Annotated in this window: 20 protein-coding genes; 7 read left to right on the forward strand and 13 right to left on the reverse strand. The window is 48.2% G+C overall.

Annotation, left to right across the window (positions count from 1 at the left end; translation table 11 throughout):
• The first annotated feature begins 58 nt into the window (after positions 1-58).
• From HP568_RS10045 to HP568_RS10060, 4 genes are all read left to right on the forward strand, one after another.
• On the forward strand, positions 59-1,723 hold the full coding sequence (locus HP568_RS10045; RefSeq protein WP_048033906.1) for a DNA repair helicase XPB: 1,665 nt from the start codon (positions 59-61) through the stop codon (positions 1,721-1,723).
• A gap of 52 nt (positions 1,724-1,775) precedes the next feature.
• Positions 1,776-2,345, forward strand: a complete 570-nt coding sequence (locus HP568_RS10050) for an RNA polymerase sigma factor (protein WP_007716978.1) — start codon at positions 1,776-1,778, stop codon at positions 2,343-2,345.
• Positions 2,326-3,720, forward strand: coding sequence for a hypothetical protein (locus HP568_RS10055; protein ID WP_173628988.1), 1,395 nt, complete (start codon positions 2,326-2,328; stop codon positions 3,718-3,720). Before HP568_RS10050 ends, HP568_RS10055 begins: the two co-directional genes overlap by 20 nt.
• Before the next feature lie 124 nt (positions 3,721-3,844).
• Positions 3,845-4,678 carry a DUF1835 domain-containing protein gene (locus tag HP568_RS10060; RefSeq protein ID WP_173628989.1) on the forward strand — a complete coding sequence of 278 codons (834 nt, stop codon included), beginning with the start codon at positions 3,845-3,847 and terminating at the stop codon, positions 4,676-4,678.
• 46 nt (positions 4,679-4,724) lie between these two features.
• Here the strand turns inward: HP568_RS10060 and HP568_RS10065 are convergent, their stop codons facing one another.
• Positions 4,725-4,985 (reverse strand): DUF2573 family protein, encoded by a 261-nt coding sequence (locus HP568_RS10065; RefSeq protein WP_048033909.1) that lies wholly within the window; start codon positions 4,983-4,985, stop codon positions 4,725-4,727.
• A gap of 147 nt (positions 4,986-5,132) precedes the next feature.
• Between HP568_RS10065 and HP568_RS10070 the strand changes: the two genes are divergently transcribed.
• Positions 5,133-5,591 (forward strand): GNAT family N-acetyltransferase, encoded by a 459-nt coding sequence (locus HP568_RS10070; protein ID WP_048033910.1) that lies wholly within the window; start codon positions 5,133-5,135, stop codon positions 5,589-5,591.
• Positions 5,592-5,639: 48 nt separating this feature from the next.
• Here the strand turns inward: HP568_RS10070 and HP568_RS10075 are convergent, their stop codons facing one another.
• The 3 genes from HP568_RS10075 to HP568_RS10085 form a co-directional block, all read right to left on the reverse strand.
• The gene (locus tag HP568_RS10075) at positions 5,640-6,080 is read right to left on the reverse strand and encodes a small multi-drug export protein (RefSeq protein ID WP_048033911.1); all 441 of its coding nucleotides are present in this window, start codon (positions 6,078-6,080) and stop codon (positions 5,640-5,642) included.
• Between the two features lie 88 nt (positions 6,081-6,168).
• Complete coding sequence (locus tag HP568_RS10080; protein WP_048033912.1) at positions 6,169-7,164, reverse strand: ABC transporter permease; 996 nt, start codon at positions 7,162-7,164, stop codon at positions 6,169-6,171.
• Positions 7,130-8,089, reverse strand: coding sequence for an ABC transporter ATP-binding protein (locus tag HP568_RS10085; RefSeq protein ID WP_048033913.1), 960 nt, complete (start codon positions 8,087-8,089; stop codon positions 7,130-7,132). Before HP568_RS10085 ends, HP568_RS10080 begins: the two co-directional genes overlap by 35 nt.
• A 129-nt stretch (positions 8,090-8,218) precedes the next feature.
• Here HP568_RS10085 and HP568_RS10090 point away from each other — a divergent pair, with 129 nt between their 5' ends.
• Positions 8,219-9,007 (forward strand): GDSL-type esterase/lipase family protein, encoded by a 789-nt coding sequence (locus tag HP568_RS10090; protein ID WP_173628990.1) that lies wholly within the window; start codon positions 8,219-8,221, stop codon positions 9,005-9,007.
• On the opposite strand, the gene HP568_RS10095 is transcribed toward HP568_RS10090, so the two are convergent.
• The 9 genes from HP568_RS10095 to HP568_RS10135 all read right to left on the reverse strand — a co-directional run bounded on the left by HP568_RS10095 (position 8,999) and on the right by HP568_RS10135 (position 17,878).
• A complete protein-coding gene (locus HP568_RS10095) occupies positions 8,999-10,234 on the reverse strand; it encodes an MDR family MFS transporter (protein WP_173628991.1) in 1,236 nt (411 codons plus the stop codon). The two genes, HP568_RS10090 and HP568_RS10095, sit on opposite strands and share 9 nt — an antisense overlap.
• A 226-nt stretch (positions 10,235-10,460) precedes the next feature.
• Entirely contained in the window at positions 10,461-11,309 is an 849-nt protein-coding gene (locus HP568_RS10100) for a YtnP family quorum-quenching lactonase (RefSeq protein ID WP_048033916.1), read from the reverse strand.
• Positions 11,310-11,383: 74 nt separating this feature from the next.
• Complete coding sequence (locus HP568_RS10105) at positions 11,384-11,680, reverse strand: hypothetical protein (protein WP_016742437.1); 297 nt, start codon at positions 11,678-11,680, stop codon at positions 11,384-11,386.
• A 163-nt stretch (positions 11,681-11,843) separates the two neighbouring features.
• Positions 11,844-13,847, reverse strand: coding sequence for an oxidoreductase (locus tag HP568_RS10110; protein ID WP_173628992.1), 2,004 nt, complete (start codon positions 13,845-13,847; stop codon positions 11,844-11,846).
• A 156-nt stretch (positions 13,848-14,003) separates the two neighbouring features.
• On the reverse strand, positions 14,004-14,474 hold the full coding sequence (locus tag HP568_RS10115) for a hypothetical protein (RefSeq protein ID WP_048035902.1): 471 nt from the start codon (positions 14,472-14,474) through the stop codon (positions 14,004-14,006).
• Positions 14,475-14,549: 75 nt separating this feature from the next.
• On the reverse strand, positions 14,550-14,864 hold the full coding sequence (locus HP568_RS10120; protein ID WP_007717017.1) for a hypothetical protein: 315 nt from the start codon (positions 14,862-14,864) through the stop codon (positions 14,550-14,552).
• 175 nt (positions 14,865-15,039) lie between these two features.
• Positions 15,040-16,500, reverse strand: coding sequence for an LCP family protein (locus HP568_RS10125; RefSeq protein ID WP_048033918.1), 1,461 nt, complete (start codon positions 16,498-16,500; stop codon positions 15,040-15,042).
• 229 nt (positions 16,501-16,729) lie between these two features.
• Positions 16,730-16,867, reverse strand: a complete 138-nt coding sequence (locus HP568_RS10130; protein WP_007717021.1) for a hypothetical protein — start codon at positions 16,865-16,867, stop codon at positions 16,730-16,732.
• 57 nt (positions 16,868-16,924) lie between these two features.
• Positions 16,925-17,878: a carbohydrate kinase family protein gene (locus HP568_RS10135; protein ID WP_048033919.1), complete on the reverse strand. Its 954-nt coding sequence runs from the start codon at positions 17,876-17,878 to the stop codon at positions 16,925-16,927.
• 230 nt (positions 17,879-18,108) lie between these two features.
• Here HP568_RS10135 and HP568_RS10140 point away from each other — a divergent pair, with 230 nt between their 5' ends.
• Positions 18,109-19,326 (forward strand): MFS transporter, encoded by a 1,218-nt coding sequence (locus HP568_RS10140; RefSeq protein ID WP_173628993.1) that lies wholly within the window; start codon positions 18,109-18,111, stop codon positions 19,324-19,326.
• Positions 19,327-19,358 lie beyond the last annotated feature (32 nt).

Here is a 19,358-nt window from a genome sequence, read left to right on the forward strand (position 1 = left end):
TTTGAGATTGTGATACCATAGTGCTGATTCCTATGCCTTTTGTAATGAGGTGAGTCTATTGTCGTACCGTCCAGACCTGCCCTTGATCGTTCAAAGCGATCGGACGATATTGTTGGAAACACAGCATCCTTTATTTCCCGAGGCCAGACAAGCTATCAGCGGTTTTACCGAGCTAATCAAGAACCCAGAATACATCCATACCTATCGAATCACTCCTTTATCGCTTTGGAATGCGGCTGCATCTGGTCTTACATCCCAAGAGGTAACAGACGTGCTTGGCAATTACAGCAAGTACGGTGTCCCACCTACCATCGTCAAAGAAATCGAAGATACGATGCGAAAATATGGCTTGTTTCGTTTGGAACGCATTGGTGATCAACTCGTATTAATGAGTAATGACCCACTTCTTTTAGCAGAGGTGACCAGCTATAAATCAATCGCTGCTCTTTTTGAGAATGAATTCGTCATCAAAAGCTATGCGCGGGGTCTGATCAAACAAGAGCTGATGAAGCTCGGGTTTCCTGTTCAAGATTTGGCAGGCTATACAGAAGGCGAATCCTGTGCAGTCAGCTTGCGGGAAACGACATCCCGAGGCAGGGCATTCTCCTTGCGCTCTTATCAAAAAGAAGCTATCGATGCCTTCTATTCTGGTGGAGCTGTGACCGGGGGAAGCGGCGTACTCGTCCTGCCCTGTGGTGCTGGAAAAACAGTCATTGGACTTGGTGCCATTTGCCAATTGCAAACAGCCACACTCATTTTGACCACGAATACGACATCGGTTCGTCAATGGATTGCAGAGCTCTTGGACAAAACGGGACTTGATCCAAATATGGTCGGCGAATACACTGGTGACAACAAAGAAGTCAAGCCGATAACTGTGGCGACTTATCAAATTCTTACATACCGCCCCACCGCCGAAGATGATTTTCCTCATCTGAAACTCTTTTCAGAGCGCGACTGGGGGCTTATTATTTACGATGAGGTGCATTTGTTGCCCGCACCCATCTTTCGTGTCACTTCTGGGATTCAAGCCACTCGCAGACTTGGGCTGACTGCTACTCTTGTTCGGGAAGACGGACGGGAGGAAGATGTATTCACGCTAATTGGTCCAAAAAAGTTCGAGGTTCCGTGGAAAGTCATGGAAGAGCAAGGCTGGATCGCAGAGGCGCATTGCAGAGAAATTCGACTCCCCTTTGAGCCGAAGTGGCGGGAGGCTTATGCACATGCAACCGCTCGTCAAAAGTTTCGCATTGCGGCGGAAAATCCAAAAAAACTGGAGGTCGTCCGCGAGCTATTGGAGAGGCACGCCCACGATCGTGTTTTGATCATCGGGCAATATATCGATCAGCTAGAGCAGATGGCAACAGCCCTCCAACTGCCACTCATTACAGGAAAAGTACCGGACAAAGAACGTGAGCTTTTATACACGCAGTTTAAAAAAGGGGAAATCACACGCCTGATCGTATCCAAGGTAGCCAATTTTGCGGTTGATTTGCCGGATGCCAACGTCGCGATCCAAATTTCCGGGACGTATGGTTCCAGGCAAGAAGAGGCACAGCGCCTTGGACGTATCTTACGGCCAAAAACAGACGACAACACCGCCCATTTTTATACATTAGTAACACGAGACACGAGAGAGCAGGAGTTTTCGCTCCATCGCCAGCTTTTTCTGGTCGAACAAGGCTATCCATACGATATTATAGAAATCGAAACGCTGGTCTGAAACGTTTACGAGTAACCAGCGTCTCATAGAGGGAAGGGAGGCCAAAGATTCAATGCAATCCGACGCCGAAATCATTCAGCGGATTCTTCAAGGCGACATCGAAGCGTATCGCGACCTCATCCAGCGATATCAGCATATGATCTACGTTTTCATTTACAAAATGGTAAACAATCGCTCTGATGCAGAGGATCTCACTCAGGAAGTATTTGTTAAAGCGTATGAAAAATTGTCCACATTCCGCGGGGACAGCCAGTTTTCTTCTTGGTTACATACGCTTGCACGAAATAAGAGCATCGACTTCTTGCGTCGCCGAAAGTATCATGACTCGGATGAACAACTGGCCTATGTGCCGTCCAATACACGGGACGAATCCCCTCAGGAATCGCTCATGACAAAAGAGCAACGCCGAGAAATTCAGGAGGCCTTTGCCTTACTGTCAGATTCTTATCGAGAAGTGATTGTCCTTCGCTGTACGCACGAATATCCGTTTGAAAAAATAGCTACACTCCTCGGCATCGCCGAATCTACAGCTCGCGTCCGTTACTTGCGTGCTCGTCAGGAACTCGCAAAATTGTTATCCCGCAAGGAAGGGGGGCTCGTACATGAACTGCCAGGCATTTAGAAAAGCATGGCTAGATGACACAGATAGCGATTCACACTCACATATTGAAACCTGTGACGAATGCATCGCTTGGATAGAAACGCAAATGACAACAGAAGAGGAGGTGCAGTTCTTGAAGGAGGTTCCACTACCTCAAGCGAACCTGGAAGACAGAATCATGCAAGCAATCTACCAGACCGCAGGAAAAGGTGTACCCCCTCACGCCGCTTCTGTATCTTCAGAGCAACAAACGAGCACAGTGATTTCAAAGCCAAACAAGCGTTGGACCAAAGGCTTCCCTTCATACGCCTGGGTTAGCGCAGCGGCTGTCTTGCTCGCAGTTGGTTTCGTCGGATACCAACAACTGGAACCGAATAATATTCAAATGGCTGCTGTACAAGAAAACGGAATGAAAGACACCAGGAACACTATTGCCTACGACGAAGCGGAATCAAAATCGGAACCGCAAGCTCCAGCACCTGCTATCGCTTCCCTACCAGCAGCCGCTGATAGTGCGACGATGAAAAAAGCAGAAAGCAATCCAGAGTCCGCGGCTACACAATCGCAGGTCGCTCCGACAGCACCTACAAAAGAGACACCTCCTGCATCACCTCCCCAATCGAACAATGCGATTGCGATGGTGAAACCAGAGGAAAAAGTAGCAACACCAGAGCCACGTACGATCAATAAAGACGGGCAAAACAGCGTGGCATCCCGTGGACTGCAAGGAAACACTACTGATCAAGCGGCAAAAGCGAAATCGGAAGTTCCTGCCGAGTCAGTAAAAAGTGGTGACCATATAGCCGCTAAGGAAGCCAATAGCACTGCTGCTGAGAATCCTACGACCTTTGGGATCGCTTCCCAATTGGAACCAAACACTGCTGATGGCGGCACGACGGAGAATGCATTAGTGGGTCCAACGTTGCCGACGGAAGCGAAGCACCCCATTACGCTCTCTTCCTTCTCGGATTTGAACACCGCTGTACAAGCATCAGATATGCCCGTGCCTGCCCTCTCGCAAGCACCGAATGGGTTCTCGATGAGTACGGTATCGGTCCAATATGAATCCGAAACCAGTCAGAAGGTGACTCGCTTAACTGCAGATTACAAGCGGAACAACGACTGGATTCGCGTAGATGTTGTGCGAAATACAGAAGGCAAGCGCAGCCTCTCAATCCCAGGTACTTTCTCCGCTACTCAGTTGTTCGCGGTCAACGGAGAACAAGCCATCGCTGTTTCTTTTGATCAAACCGATTCAAAAGCATCAACAGCACAGCACGCGGCTCATTTTAACGCTCAATCCGACAACCAGTCGTTGTATGTAGTCATGACGGCACATGGAGTCACTTTAAATGAATTAATGGATGCTGCCAAACATATTACGTGGAATCCGTAAAAAGATCCCTACCATTAGAAAAGACACGACCTGAAATTCAGGATCGTGTCTTTTTTCTGTTCTGTCTTTTGATCAAATCCAATTTACGATATATTGAAGGAAGATAATTCTGAGGAGCTAACTAATGGACAAATTTCACATCTGCTTCGGCCTATCTGCCTACGGTACACTTCGATCCGTCTTCCGCAAACAGAATCTACTACAAACGGAAAGCATCATCTGTATCGAGGATGATTTTTCAGTTGGACCGCTACATCAACTGGAGACCGCAACCGGGATGAATAAAAGGATTGAATGGATTCATTCTTTTTTCAAACGAGTTGAAGCAATCTCTCCCGAAGACCTGACAACAGTAAAGGCATACCTGCTACGAAATCTATCCTTTCCAGCTCAGATTCCGGACGGCAGTAACGTAATTCTGTGGCATGGTCAGAACGCATCTGACAGCATAGGGATTCATTATATTGTCTCCATGCTTCAGGATAAAAGCCTCTCATTCGAAACAATTGACATAACGGCATTTAGTGTGAATTACGATTACAAACTAAGAAACAGAGACGGCAACGAGGTATCTTATGTATTGAAAAGCGTAGGTGCCCTCCCTCCTAATTTCGTGATGGATGCTTATCAGGTGAAAAAGAATATGCCTGCGCCTCTCGTGCAAAGCCACATCCACGAATGGGAAAAGTGGTCGCAATCTGATAGTACGCTGCGCGTTTACAAACAAGGTGAGGTACTGGAAGTATCGGAGGATTTTTATGATGCCTCGATCTTGGAATATGCATCTAAAGAGTTCCAAAAGGCTGCACGTGTGATCGGTACCGTCATGGGGGAAAGCGATCAATGTATTGGTGATATGTATTTGACATACCGAGTTCATGAGCTGATCAAGCAGGGGCTCCTACAGTACCAAGGAGAGTTGATGCCTCTACGCCGGTTAGAGATTCGATTGAAGTAAAAAAACGCTGTCCTCTTTCGCAAAGTGACAGCGTTTTTTTCTACTTTTAATGCTTTTGATTTTTCTCCTGATTCCATTGCTTGATCTGCTCGATGATTTCCCGAATTTGATTCCGTGCTTCCAGATGCTCAGGCTCGCTTCCCCAATGCTGAATCAGCGGCGGCATCGCTTTTGCCATCGTCGTGTACAAGCACCATACCTTTACCATTTCTACGCGCTCAGGTGTCGCTTCTCCTGTCAACAGCTCTGTAAATTTATGAACTAGATCCTCCAGTTCAGGGACCAACGCTTCTTTTTTCTCGTCCATGTCAGTTACCTCACTTTCGGGAACTTTTCTATTTGTATCCTTGGTTTATTTTACGAAAAAATCACCATGTGGAAAAGGAAGATTTTTCAGGTGGGATCGGTTACGCTTAAGCTATCAAAATGATCGAGGTGAAGACTTATCAAAGACATTAATATTCGATTAGTTCCAACAACCAGAGATAACTGGCAGGATGCACTACGCTTGCAGGTGCAGGATGAGCAGCAGCGGTTTGTCCCCTCTATTGCCGTTTCGTTGGCGAAGGTTCATATCCGTCCTGACGGTGACAACTGCGCCTATGAACCATTCTGTTTGTATGACGCTGATGAAATGGTTGGGTTTGTCATGATTGCTTATGACGCCTCCACAGATTGGTGTTACTGGTTCAATGGTTTTTTGATTGATCACCAGTACCAAGGCAAAGGATATGGCAGAGCGGCACTCGCAGCGATCGTGGATACGGTACGGAACCGTTTCCCGCAAAGCCGATTTGTCAACCTGACCGTATGCCCGGACAATGCAGGTGCAAGACATTTATACAGTCAAACCGGTTTTGAAGAAACTGGCGACGTATACGATGGAGAGATTGTCTACAGACTCACGTTATGATAAGCATCAACAAAAACCGCCATAATTTGGCGGCTTTCCTGCATTTAGCTATTTCGTTTCTGGTACCATGAATTGCAAAAGTCCAAAAGCCACACCTGCCGTCAATAGCGCACTCCAGATAATAATACCCACCGACATCCACAGCATGAGCTTTTTCGTAGGGGCTCCCAGCGAGATGCCGATAGCAGCTCCCAGTGGGGCTCCTGTTAAAAGCGGCGAAGCGAGACCGAGGCCAACCACTCCGTATTTATCCCATATCTGCCACATGCGCCCCTGGCGCTTGCTCCGTTTCTCTACACGCTTTAAAAGCCAATTGCGCAAGGAACCTCCCACGAAAATAACAGCACCTGCGCTGATAATCGCACCCACCGCACTACATATTCCGATCAGAACCGGTGGTAGCTGCAACATAAAACCTACAGGGATCGCTGCCCACAGCTCAAACATACCAGATAGTGTCACCGAGCCTGCTTTCCATAATACATCCATTCTGTTCGCCTTTCCCCTCTCGCTGTCTTTTTTCATTCGTCATGGTTAAGACGAGCAGACTTGCCATTAAGTAACGGAATTTGCCAAATTAGGATGTGACATCCCTACGGATAAAGGTCGCGTATGCAATGATCAGTGCTGCGATCGCCCATACACTCAGTACCGTCAACGAGAACGGCAACGTCATCCCCTTAATCGGAGGCAGTGTTCCATTGAGATAATCCGTAAGCTGCAAATTTACCACGAACAAGTATTTGGCCGATTCCCAGGAGGATGCCATCTGCGTCAGGATCGTTCCGCTAATTAACGCCGCCATCATAATTCCCATCCCCGCAGCCGCACTCCGAACCAAAACAGAGACCATAAGTGTTACCGTTGCAACCACGACGCAAACGAACCAGCCTAGTCCGTACTGCATCAGCAAAAATTGCCACTGTGGCAGCATGAAAGCGCCAGATGTCTCGAGCTCTCCTCCCGATACTTCAAAGCCCGTCAAAATGGGCAGGTCCCATCCTGAATAGCCAAACACGACCCCAGAGAGCAAGTAAGCAAGAATCAGTGTCGTGAGAACCGTAAGAGAGGTAAACAGCAGCAGGGTGATGTATTTGCTGGTCAGTACCTTCCAACGCCGTACGGGTCGCGTTAATAGTAGTTTGACCGTCCCCTCACTAAACTCAGAAGATACGAGGTCAACCGCGAGTACGACGATGATCATCGGCAAAAACATCGAAATGGCTTGATCCATAAAGCCACGAGCAAATGTAGGTCCCCCCGGTGCCATCGGGTTAATGTCGTGATCCAAATAATATTGCTGCTGTGCAATCCTGACCTTGATAAAATCCCGCCACTCTTCAGGAAGACGGCTTGATGCCAATCTGTTTTGCATATCGACGATTTGTTGGGTTAATAGCGGGCGCCAGTCAGTCGTCCCCATTCGTTCTTGTGCAGTGACAACCGAGCGGTACTGCGCGTATGTAAAAATCGGGATCAGAATCGCCAAGATCAGCACGACGACGAGAAAACGGCGCCGACGCAGCAATTTTATGGTTTCATTCTGTACGAGCCCCACCATGCTCTGCTCCATGACTTCCCCCTCCTCCCGTCAATGTAAGGAACAGGTCTTCCAGTGTAACCGTCTTTGTCGCAATCCCCATCACAGGAATGCCACCATTGACCAGCGCTTGGTTCGCCTCGCTCACTTTTTCTATATCCATGCGTGATTTCAGACGCTCTTCACTAATCACCCACACTTCTGTCACTGCTGGCAGTTTTCGCAGGACTTCCTCGGCCTTTTGTATATGGGAAGACGGGATTGTCCAATCGACCTGATCAGCAAACTGCTCCATCAGTTCTTTGACTAATCCAACCGAAATGACCTTCCCTTGGCTGATAATCGCCACCCGGTCGCACATCATCTCGATTTCACTGAGAAGATGACTTGAAATGAAGACAGCGAGCCCTTCCTCCTCGGCAAGCTTGCGAATAAACTGGCGCAATTCACGAATCCCCGCCGGGTCCAAACCGTTCGTCGGTTCATCCAGGATCAATATTTTCGGACGGTGCAAAAGTGCCTGCGCGATCCCCAGACGCTGCCTCATTCCGAGTGAGTACGTTTTCACCTTATCATCAATCGCCCGCTCCAAATCAACGAAGCGGACGATTTCCTCAATACGTTCAGGCGTAATGCCGCCGCTCATTCTCGCAAACTGTTCCAGATTCTCTCTGCCCGTCAAAAACTTGTACAGCTCCGGATTTTCGACGATACAACCAACCTGCGCAATCGCTTGCGGAAACTGTTCCTGAAGGGAGATGCCTCCGATGCGAATATCTCCCCCATCGGCTTTTGCCAATCCAACGAGCATGCGAATCGTAGTAGTTTTGCCTGCGCCATTTGGCCCGAGAAATCCAAATACCTCTCCGGCGAAAACGTCAAACGTAATATCATGAATGATCGGCTTTTTGCCAATCGCTTTTTGCAATCCTTTTACTGAGAGGACCGTTTCGGCCAATGTGCGCCCTCCTATCTGAGTCTCCCCTCGTCAACTGACGATGGCATTCTGTTTATGGTACACTGTCATAAGATGTCCATCCACATTATACCATGACCATACACTTTAAAACGAATAGGAGGATACCCGATGCGCACATCTGGCCAATTTCTTTGGCGCACGGCAGGTCTCTTGTCTTTACTCTCCTTTCTCTTATTTGCGACAGGGTTTGTCCTCGCGATGAATCCGCAGCAGTTGGCACCATCCACAGCAACCCCACCTACCAAAAAAGAGCTGCCACCCTCGCCTTTACCAGAAAAGGGTGTCCATAAAGTAGTCGCACTAGGAGATTCCCTCACGCGCGGTGCCGGAGACGCAAACGGTCAAGGCTATGTCGGACTCGTTCGCCAAGCATTGGAGAAAAAATCGGGCCAGTCGATTACTTTTACAAACCTCGCGATTAATGGACAGGAATCATCTGAGTTGCTCAAGCAAATGTCCCAGGAGCAAGTAAAGAAGCTGCTTGCAGAGGCCGATCTGATTCTTTTTACCATCGGCGGAAATGACTTGTTCAGGCAGACAGGCGGGCTGTATACCATTGAAAAAGAAAAAGTGACCACAGCTCTTAATCAGCTTGCGGTCAACTATGAAGAGATTCTCAAGCAGGTTCGTACCGTCAACAAGACGGCGACGATCGTTTACACATCCCTGTACAATCCTTTTGGCAATACCGAAGCAGCCGTCGACACCATCGGGCCCGTACTCGACTGGAACAATCAGGCGTCCCAAATCGCCTCCCGGTACCCGCAAGTTTTCGTGGTGCCGACCTACGACTTGTTCTTGCGCAAGGAACAAAACTACTTGTATACAGACCATTTCCACCCGAATGCCGATGGCTATAAGCGGATGGCGGATCGTATCTTGCAAGCGTTAGAGTGATTCAGCCCTCGCCTCATTCAAGGACTTGCCGCGGGTTGCCTCAAAGGCCCGAGCACCCGCCCATTGGAAGGCACTGCTCATCATCGAGGTAGCTGCTACCACCAGGAACAAGGTCGTACCTCCGTAATGTGCCAACAGCAATCCACCCATCCACGGACCGATGAACTGGCCGAGGTTGCTGAAGCTTTTCGCACCGTAATAGCTGCCGCGCATATTCTCTGGTGCCATTCGGTCGATCAGGACATCCCCTGCGGTAAACGTAAGGATTTCTCCAATCGTGAAAAATACCATCGCCACAATGAAAATCAGCCACGAATTGGCAAAGGCATAACCCACATCACCAACCGCATACATGACGTTTCCCACCAATATTGCGGTGAGAGGCGTCTTTTTTTCTGCCCAAGTCGTCAACGGAAGCTGCATCACAACAACGACAATGGCATTGACGGTCATCAGGATGGCAAACAGTTCTGTTCCGTTCACGACTGTCATTTCTGCGAATTTGGCCAGCGTAGAAGACATCTGCGAGTAGCCAATCGCTCCTAAAACACCGGCGAGCATGTATAAGCGAAACGCCTTGTCATTGACCACTACGCTGAATGCACGGCTAAATGTAACGACTTCTTTCTTTTGGCCTTCAATTTGTTTGATGCCGAACTTGTTCAATAATCCTTGCAAGCTAATCACATAGATCAGATAAATCAGCGCAGTCATCAGGAAAGGCAGGGCTACAGAGCTTTTCGCCAGCACTACCCCGGCGATAGGCCCAACCGCTACCCCTACGTTAATTGCCATGTAGCGAATACCGAACACCCGAAGCCGTTTCTCTTGCGGCGTTACATCTGCCATCAGTGCCTGTGAAACGGGTTCGTAGAAGGAGCGACAGAGTCCCCCTGCTATATTGAGCAAAAGCAGAATCCACGGGTCTTTACTAAGCGCAAACCCGACGAACACGAGCGTCCATACATACAACGCCCCTAGCATGACTCGCCTGCGCCCGATCCTGTCTGACCATGCCCCCGCAATAAAGCCTCCGATTGTACCCGCGAGTGGTCCTGCTCCAATCGTCAAACCGATCATTGCCAAGCTCATATCTGTTTGATTAGACAAGTATAAAAACAAAAACGGCATGCTCATCGAGCTGGCGGCCCGGACGAACACGGTCCCGACGACTAATGACCAGACGATCGGGTGAAACTCCTGTAAACGCATCTTGATCCAGCTCATTTTCTCTCTCCTCACCACTGTTATGCTTTCCCATCGCTGCCAGAACAGATGCTCTGTGATGTTCCCATTGTAGAGAGGCAATGGTCGTTCGTCAATGAGCATTCAAAATTTTTTGATTATGAAACATTTCTATGAGAGTAATCAAAATTTCGATAGGGTTGGACACAGAAGCCTTAGACAACACAAAAGACCGCCAGAAAACGCTGACGGTCTTTGCCTATCCTTTTTACAAAGTAACTTCAATACGATCAACCATTTCTCCCTGCTCGTTCCATTTCACCGCACGGTAAACGCTATCGTGGTAAAACGTGAACCAAGCACCTTGCTTGATCCCGTTGTTGATCCATTCTTCTTTTGCAAAGATGGATGTCATCGGATAGTCGTCGTAGGCCATCACCCATAATGGATTTTGATGGGCGTGTGTAGGCATGATGTCCGCCAGATGCAAAAGCAGGTGCCCCTCTGTCTCCATTCGGACAATAGCATGTCCCTGACTGTGACCGCCTGTATGATGAAGCGTGATTCCTGGCACTACTTCGTGCGAAGCTCCGTACGTCTTTACCTGATTCTCAATCGGACGCCAGTTCTCTTCCCAATATGTATTCTTCGAGCGAATATTCGGCTCTCTCATCTCTGCCCATTCCTGCTCCTGCACGTAGATGACAGCCTGTGAAAACGTAGAGACCAGTTGTCCATCACGAACAGAGACAAGTCCGTTGGCATGATCGTAGTGCATATGTGTCATGATGACGATATCAATATCGGCAGGAGACAACCCTTTTGCAGCGAGGGAGTCCACCACTTGAGACTCTTCCTCCAAGCCAAAATTGCGCTTCTGTTTTTCCGTTAGCCGATCATTTCCCATACCCGATTCAATCAAGATGCGCTTGCCATGAGCCTGTACCAGGATTGGGTCAGCACGCAAAGGGATTTGATTGAGATCATTTGCTGGGTATCTTTTGCTCCAGAGCGGCTTGGGCACGACTCCAAACATTGCGCCCCCGTCCAGCTTCGTGAGTCCACCTCTCAGCCAAGACAATTGAAACTGACCTACCTGCCATTCGTTCCCTACCATGATCCTGCCGCCTCCTCGATTGCTCGGAATGATGATTGAAGTTCGAAAGCGAAAAGCACCCCGTTCAGGGTGCCTTACAGCTTTTCTGCTACACTTACAGTTCTAGTCGCCGGGGCGATTTCTAACAGGAGATCACTCGATACAGCCTGCACAGTGACATCTGAATCACTTCGTCTATGATGAAGCACGAGTTGCGCTACCTTTTCATTCTCTCGGTATACGCTGATTAATGTCTGTAATGGATTGGCACTCCCGCCTGCGATCAACTTAAACCCCGGGGCTATCGTAAACGTCCATCCCTCCACCTCTACTAGCGGTGCTAACGAGTACAGGAAGTAGCGTTTCCCTAAGAGAATGCCATTATGGTTCATCAAGGCGAGAGCCCCCAATCAAATGAATTTGAACAGTATAACTTCATTTTGCAAAAATTAGCGGATGTTGAAAAGCGATTCGACAAAACTTCTAAAAAGACGACATACTTTTCTTAATCATATCCGATCACCGTTGTTTTCGAAATAGAGAATCTTTCATCCCTTAAATCGCTCTTCCTACGGTCGCCCCCTCCAAAATGGCGCGCTTGGCATCGAGCTCTCCCGCTTCTTTAGCACCGCCTATGAGGTGCACAGGTAGCCGATCCAGCAATGCGTGGTATAGCGAATTGTTGGAGGTCGCTCCAGCCGCTACAATGACCGTATCAGCAGGAATCATGCGTTCCTCCCCATCCTGAATGAAATACACCCCTTCTTCAGCAATTCGGCTGTATTCAATTTGTGTCAGCATCTCTACGCCCCGTCGCTTCAGGTTGGAGAGAACTGCCCAACGCGTCGTTTTGCCCAAGCCCGATCCGACATGCTTTCCTCGCCGCAGCATGCTGATTTTTCGTTTTCGCTGTTGCAGTTGCTGTACAGCTCTTCCATCGAGAATCCGATACTCCTGCAAGTACTCCGCTGCCTTCGGTGAAATCGTTTCGTCGTGCATCAGTAAATGGGACAAATCACATGCGATTCCTCCCGCACCGACGATGACTACTTGTCTACCAACCTTGGCGCGCTTTTCAAATACCGCATCGTACCCCTTCACATGTTCGAGCTCCACACCTGGAATCTCTGGACGCCGTGGAATGACACCCGTTGCTACCACAACTTCTGCAAAGCCTTCTTCGATTAGGGCTTCTGCCTCTGCCAGTGTTCCCAGCCTTATTTCGACACCAAGACGCGCAAGCTCTGTCTGATAATAGCGAAGCGTTTCATTAAATTCCTCTTTACCCGGCACCTGTCTGGCGTAGTTTAATTGTCCACCGATCTGTTTTTTGGCCTCTATGATGATCACCTGATGCCCTCGCTCTGCCAGCACACGAGCCGCCTCCAAGCCAGCAGGCCCCGCACCGATTACAGCTACCTTCTTGCGGTTTTCCGCCGGAACCAACTGCCACTCTGCTTCTCTGCCCACGAGAGGATTGACCAGACAGGAGGCTACCTTCCCCTCAAAAATATGATCGAGACAGGCTTGATTGCAAGCAATGCACGTGTTTACTTCATCAAAGCGTCCTTCTTTACTTTTTTGAACGATATACGGGTCCGCTAAAAACGGACGGGCCATCGAAACCATATCACTGCATTCCTCATACAAAATCTTTTCAGCCTGACGCACGTCGCTGATTCGATTGCTGGCGATAACCGGGATGTTCACGACCTGCTTGACTTGCTGCGCCACCCATACATATGCTCCACGCGGCACCATCATGCCAATCGTCGGTACTTGTGATTCATGCCAGCCAATTCCGACATTGAGAGCATCAGCTCCTGCCTCCTCCAGCATTTTGGCAAATTGCAATGTCTCTTCCATCGTCGTACTATCTGGCATCAAGTCCAATCCCGACATCCGGTAGATGATCGGATAATCCGGTCCGACTGCTTGGCGGACACGGTTAGCCACCTCAATACCAAAACGGGCTCTGCGTAAAAAGTCCCCACCCCACTCATCTTCTCGCTTATTGGTCACAGGGGACAAAAATTGATTGATCAAGTATCCTTCCGAACCCATAATTTCTACGGCGTCAAAACCAGCTTTTTTAGCACGGACGGCACCATCAGCAAAGCATTGGATCGTTGCTTCGATCTCCTCTGCATTTAACTCTCTCGGCTTCCAACGGTTAATCGGCGCCTGCAATGGTGATGGTGCTACCGGGTCTAATCCTGTTGCTTCCTTGTAGGCATAACGCCCAGCATGGAACAGCTGCAACGCAATTCTCCCATTGGCTTGATGAACCTCTTTCGTGATCAGGCGCAATTTCTCGATATCCTCGTCTTTGTATACATTGCAATACTCGTCGCCCATGCCGCCTTCTGGATGTACGGCAGCCCCTCCTGTCACGATCAGACCTGCCTCTCCATTGGCACGCTCTGCGTAAAAGGTAGCAAGCCGCGCTACACCATTCTGAAGCTTTTCAAATCCAACGTGCATGGACCCCATCATAATCCGATTTGGCAACGTCATCGAACCAATTTGAATCGGTTCCCATACTTTTGAAAGTTCCACGTTAAACGCCCCCCTTAACGAGTGAATGCTCATTCATTTTCATTATCTATACGATTCTCTCTCTTCTCCTCATATTCCTCCTTCCTCATCCATTCATGCAAAAAGCTCAGGGCATTACGCCTGAGCTTCCTTATTTCTTATGTACAGCCTATGTTTTTATGTGCCGAGTTTTACGAGCATTCCTAAATCTGCAGAAAATCTTGCGATGGTTTCTGTAAATACGATATCCTCAGCTTCTGTTCGCGGCATCTGCACAACAAAATGATAATCCAGTACGACATTGGCTTCTGCCTGCTTGCCATGCTCCACAAAGCGGCGCTTTTCTGTCAGCGAGCACTCAGCTACCAAGCTTTTTGCTTGTGTCCATAAGTGTTGAATCTCTTCATCTTGTAAGCTATAAGGATAGTCAATTTCCACCTCAATTTCACAACTGTCCTCTTCCGCAAGCGAAAACAGATGGATGGTCGCCGTTGGTTGCTTCTCATCTTCCGCCTCGGAAAACGTGATCAGAACCTCTTGCCCTTCCGATTCTTCCAACAACGAATGATCGGAGCGCAAGACGATATCCGAAATCATTCCATGCGTATGTAACTGTTGATTTAGTTTTTCCACCATAAATTGTAGCACGTACATTTTTCCTCCTGTTTCACGATTTCCTCTCGTTGCAGTATAGCACGAGTTTTACAAATGCGAAAAACCCCTTCACGAGGAAGGGGTCGGGGTATTGTTCATATTTTTTTGATTCATGAATTCGGACAGCCACGCACGACGTACTTCTTTGTTTGGACAGTAACCTAAAATGTAGCTTTCTCCGCGCATATATTTTTCCTTAATCCACTCTTTATGCTTGCGGAAAAAGGCATGCTGGAAATCAATCGGCATCTGCTGATATTCTTCCAAAGCTGAAGGGTTCTGGAGGAAAAAATCTTCATCATACACAAACTCTTCGTTTTGTTGGCGGCTGATCAGGTACACAAAAGCAATCACCAGGAACAGGTTCACCAAGAAAATCGTCATAGAAATCCCTCCAGTCAGTAATAATTATCTGATTAATCTGTCTTATCAGCATATTATTATTGTACCACGAAATTGGTGTTTTCTAAACCTTTTCCATAAACGAATTTTTAAAAATTTTTGATGAATCGACAAATAAAAACACCCGCTCGTGATGAACGGGTGTTTTTCGTACTCGTTAGGAGTTTGTGTTCGGACTATCTGTCGTTGCAGGACCAGCATCCTGACTGGACGGCGGGATGATATCCGGCGGTGGAGTAGAGTTGTTGCCGTTGTTACCTGCTGGTACAGTCCCAGGAGATTGTGTTGCATCAGTCGCAGGCGTCTGCGCTCCCTGACCTTGATCTGTCGACTGGCCTTGCCCTTCTGGGTTTACGACATCAGGTGGCGGCATTGCGCCTTCATTTGCCGTACCGTCTTGATTGTCTGTTGGATTCGTCGGCTCTTGTTCTTTCGGAGCCTCCGTTTTTTGTTTCGTTGGTGTTGACGCAGCTGATTCTGTCGTTTTCTTCTTGACGCTCTTCTTGTTGCTTGTCGCTACCGCTTCACCGGCACCGAGTATCGGCGAATTATTGAGCGCTACGACGCTCTCACTCAATCCCATCTCTGATTGCAAGGAATCGCGAACAGACTCGAGCTTTTCTTTTTCGAGATAGGTGTATCCTCCCTGCCAATATGCCCCATTATCCAATGCAGTGACCGTAGAGGAATTAAATCCTTTGAAATCGTAGGCCAAGCCTTTGATCTGATCCTTGGAAAGATCGGTATGTATATTCTTGGCGCCTACGTCCATGACGTTAAAGATCTTCGTCAACCCTTCAAGAGAAGCCGCTTTGTCCACAACAGCCTTGATGACCTCTTGTTGGCGACGGTTACGGTCGAAGTCACTGGAGTAGTACTTCGTTCCACGGTTGTCATGACGATGTCGTACATAACCAAGTGCTTGTTCACCATTCAATTTTTGAAGTCCTGGCTGGAGATTGATGTGTGTATCGTCAGTTGGATCATCGTATACCAGTCTGCGATCCACATTGACTTCCACACCACCTAATTCGTCAATGACCGCTTTGAAACCATCGAAGTCAATCGCTACAAAATGCTCAATCGGAATACCCAGTATTTCATTCAACGTTTTCTTCGTTAAGGAAATACCATCTTCGGTAACCGTCTTGTTGTTGCGCTCTGCTTGTCTGCGTTCTGCTTCACCATTGGCATAGACAGAATTGATCTTATGGTAGTCGCGATAGCCTGGAATCTTGACGCGTGTGTCCCGTGGAATGGATACCATGGTAACTTTCTTCGTCTTTGGATTGGCAACTGCCACGATCATTACGTCTGTATTCATGGAACCTGTTTCAGGACGGGTATCAGAACCAAGCAAGACGAACGACATTGGCTTATCCGAGTAGTATACAGGATCGACATTTTGGGATACTGGCGAAGTAAATCCGCTGTTTGCAGGGCTCGTTACTTCCGTCAGAGTGTCTTCAATTTTCCAATAAATTGCTCCAGCCACACCGCCAACCAGCAGCAAGGTGATCAATGTGAGGGATACCACGAGTTTACGTATTTTTCGATTACGGCTCGGCTGTTTCTTTCGAGAAGCTGAAGCGCGTGTTTTCACAACAGTATCTGGCATATGAATCAGTCTCCTTGTTCGCGCACGCTTTTTGACAAAGTAAAGGGAGGCACGATTTTGAATTGTGCCACTCGACAATATGCACCACTATTTTCTTCAGTTGGCAATACTCTGATTCAGGTATTGTACCATATCGTTGTCTGCATTTGTAGAAAAATGTTCCTTTAAACGAAAAGTCCCCCATCTTTTTGTCGATAAGGGGACTTTAGTTGCATATATAACTTTTGGCTTATTGCAAGCCACGTGGCGCCTGACTAAACCCTTGTACAGGACCTTCAGGACGCTTGTTTTTGGAGCGATGTGAATCTCCGCCCTGCCGAACATGGCTCTCTTGTTTTCCGTTTACATCATTCGATTTCTTTTCCATGACATACACTCCTCCTCTGTACCAACTAACGGGTAGTGTACGTCAAGCTATGTATTTTCATTCTCTGTCGAGGATCTGTCTTTCTTTTGCGGCATAGTAATCTTTTCGTGCCAAAAGGGTATCGATATCATATCGGCCATTTCCCTTTGTTCTCATCTCTGCCAGAGCAACCCCGAAAGCTGCTTGTTCTGTAAGGGACAGCGCTTTGTTTTGCGCATAAATGATACCCGCGGCAAACGCATCTCCTGCTGACTCTCGAATCGGCATAGCCGGGGCAGCAAGCCATTTTTTCTCATGTGCGGTGCAAAGCCACAGCCCTGCTTCCCCACAAATGACCATGACCTGATGGATACCTTCTGTCACCAATTTTTTCGCGCATATTTCCACATCATTATAGGAATGAAGCGATTGGCCACCCAACACTTCCAGTTCATCAATGCTCGCGACAAGTATATGAACACCTTCAAGTAACCCTTTCCATTTTTCTGCTTTTTTCACAGAGACAGGGTCTACGATGATCTTTTTGTCGAGTCTTCTGGCTTCCGCCAAAAATGCCCGCATAACCTCGACGGGAAGATTGGCATCCAGAAACAAGCCTGCGGCCTGCGGCAAGCGCTTGAGACCTTGCTGGACAATCTCCGCTGGCCACTCTTCATTTAGTTCCATATCTGCAACAGCCGTGTACAATTCACCGTCACGATCACGAATAGCCAAATAGCGCCCAGTCGATTTCCCTGCGATTCGCAGCATACCATGGGTAGCCACTCCACTATTTGCTGTGACTTGTCTTAACCACTCGCCATCTGCATCTTCTCCCACCAGAGCAAACAGCTGCACTTCTTCTCCTAGCCATCCGAGATTTTCCGCCACGTTTCGAGCTACACCGCCTGCTGCTTGATGCACTTCACCCGGATTACTTGTTCCAGGCAACAGTCTAGCAGAAGTGATTCCCTGCACGTCAACATTGGCTCCTCCCACGCATAGCCAGTATTCTGTTATACCTTCCAGCATTCCAGCATTCCCCCTAGCCTTCTGCTCATGGTCTAGTCCATTGTGCTCCTCTCTTTTTTCGACAGCATCTCCCCATTTACCTACCTTTTTAAAAACTTCCTGACAGATCAAATTCTTTATTTCGAACCACTATATTCCGGTTATTCATGGATGACGTCCTGTAGAATCCGTGCTACATTGAGAAAAATGAAAAAAGTAAGTTACGAAAGAAAGGTTGGGGATGAACTGACATGAGTGCCTCATCGACACCCATTCACTCTACACCCGCAGGGACTGCGGCACCGACTGTCTATCGCATGCTCTTTGCCATTAGCATTGCGCATCTGTTAAACGACAGCTTGCAAGCGGTCATCCCTGCATTACTTCCTATTGTAGAGAAGAATCTGGCATTAACGTTTACACAAGTCGGAATGATTTTACTCGTCATGAATCTTACTTCATCTGTTTTGCAACCATTCGTCGGTTACTTCTCCGATCGCAAATCGATCCCTTTATTGCCACCACTGGCTTTGATCGTATCGGGCTTGGGGATGCTGGCACTCGCTTTCTCGGGCAATTACTATTTCGTTCTCCTAGCAGTCGCCTGTGTTGGAATTGGCTCAGCCATTTTCCACCCAGAAGCCTCACGCTTCGCTCACTTGGCATCCGGTCCTCGCAGAGGGCTGGGGCAATCCATTTTTCAAGTAGGTGGAAATGCTGGGCAAGCACTCGCTCCCTTGATGACCATCCTGGTCTTTGCGAACCTGGGACAGACTGGGGCTGCCTGGTTTCTGCTGCCCGCGCTGTTAGCTAGCGGCATCTTGCTCTATGTTGCTCTCTGGTATCGTGGACAACAGCGTTTGAAAAAGGCTACTACCGCACCAGTCACGTATACGAATCGGAACAAGAGGCTGATTGCCCTCGGCCTCCTGATTGTCATCGTCAGTGTGCGTTCCTGGATGAATGCTGGCTACCAAAGCTTTTACCAGTTTTATTTGATGTATGTGAAAGATATGGATTACGCCAATGCACAGCTCGTCATTTTTGGTTTTCTTTTCGCAGGAGCGATTGGGACATTTTTTGGCGGACCGCTGTCTGACCGATTCGGAAAAAGGAACTTGCTCATCATTTCCACACTCGGTTCACTTCCACTGACATTGCTGACGCCTTACGTCTCAGGCTTTTGGGCCTTTCCATTGCTGGTGATTAGTGGCTTTATCATGCTTTCCAGCTTCTCCGTCACGGTTGTATACGCACAGGAGCTACTGCCTGGTAAAATCGGTACCGTATCCGGGCTGATTATCGGGCTTGCGTTCGGAATGGGAGGCATGGGCGCTCTCATATTCGGCTATCTCGCCGATCTCTACAGTTTGAGCTTTGTCATTCTGTTATGTTCGTTCCTCCCGTTGATTGGGTTTATGGGCTTTTTCCTGCCGAAAGACAAGACACTCCGCGAATGGGCTCACTAATCTATACCAAAGAAAAGTCAAAACAAAAACCC

The organism is Brevibacillus sp. MS2.2, from assembly GCF_013284345.1.
GTDB classification, from domain to species: domain Bacteria; phylum Bacillota; class Bacilli; order Brevibacillales; family Brevibacillaceae; genus Brevibacillus; species Brevibacillus brevis_C.

Coding starts and splice junctions, on each gene's coding strand:
- HP568_RS10140 (WP_173628993.1), top strand. CDS start 18,109: ATGAGTGCCTCATCGACACCCATTCACTCTACACCCGCAGGGACTGCG.
- HP568_RS10130 (WP_007717021.1), bottom strand. CDS start 16,867: ATGGAAAAGAAATCGAATGATGTAAACGGAAAACAAGAGAGCCATGTT.
- HP568_RS10120 (WP_007717017.1), bottom strand. CDS start 14,864: ATGACGATTTTCTTGGTGAACCTGTTCCTGGTGATTGCTTTTGTGTAC.
- HP568_RS10100 (WP_048033916.1), bottom strand. CDS start 11,309: ATGGTAGGGAACGAATGGCAGGTAGGTCAGTTTCAATTGTCTTGGCTG.
- HP568_RS10135 (WP_048033919.1), bottom strand. CDS start 17,878: ATGCTGGAAGGTATAACAGAATACTGGCTATGCGTGGGAGGAGCCAAT.
- HP568_RS10055 (WP_173628988.1), top strand. CDS start 2,326: ATGAACTGCCAGGCATTTAGAAAAGCATGGCTAGATGACACAGATAGC.
- HP568_RS10105 (WP_016742437.1), bottom strand. CDS start 11,680: ATGAACCATAATGGCATTCTCTTAGGGAAACGCTACTTCCTGTACTCG.
- HP568_RS10095 (WP_173628991.1), bottom strand. CDS start 10,234: ATGAGCTGGATCAAGATGCGTTTACAGGAGTTTCACCCGATCGTCTGG.
- HP568_RS10125 (WP_048033918.1), bottom strand. CDS start 16,500: ATGCCAGATACTGTTGTGAAAACACGCGCTTCAGCTTCTCGAAAGAAA.
- HP568_RS10050 (WP_007716978.1), top strand. CDS start 1,776: ATGCAATCCGACGCCGAAATCATTCAGCGGATTCTTCAAGGCGACATC.
- HP568_RS10075 (WP_048033911.1), bottom strand. CDS start 6,080: ATGGATGTATTATGGAAAGCAGGCTCGGTGACACTATCTGGTATGTTT.
- HP568_RS10060 (WP_173628989.1), top strand. CDS start 3,845: ATGGACAAATTTCACATCTGCTTCGGCCTATCTGCCTACGGTACACTT.
- HP568_RS10090 (WP_173628990.1), top strand. CDS start 8,219: ATGCGCACATCTGGCCAATTTCTTTGGCGCACGGCAGGTCTCTTGTCT.
- HP568_RS10065 (WP_048033909.1), bottom strand. CDS start 4,985: ATGGACGAGAAAAAAGAAGCGTTGGTCCCTGAACTGGAGGATCTAGTT.
- HP568_RS10080 (WP_048033912.1), bottom strand. CDS start 7,164: ATGGAGCAGAGCATGGTGGGGCTCGTACAGAATGAAACCATAAAATTG.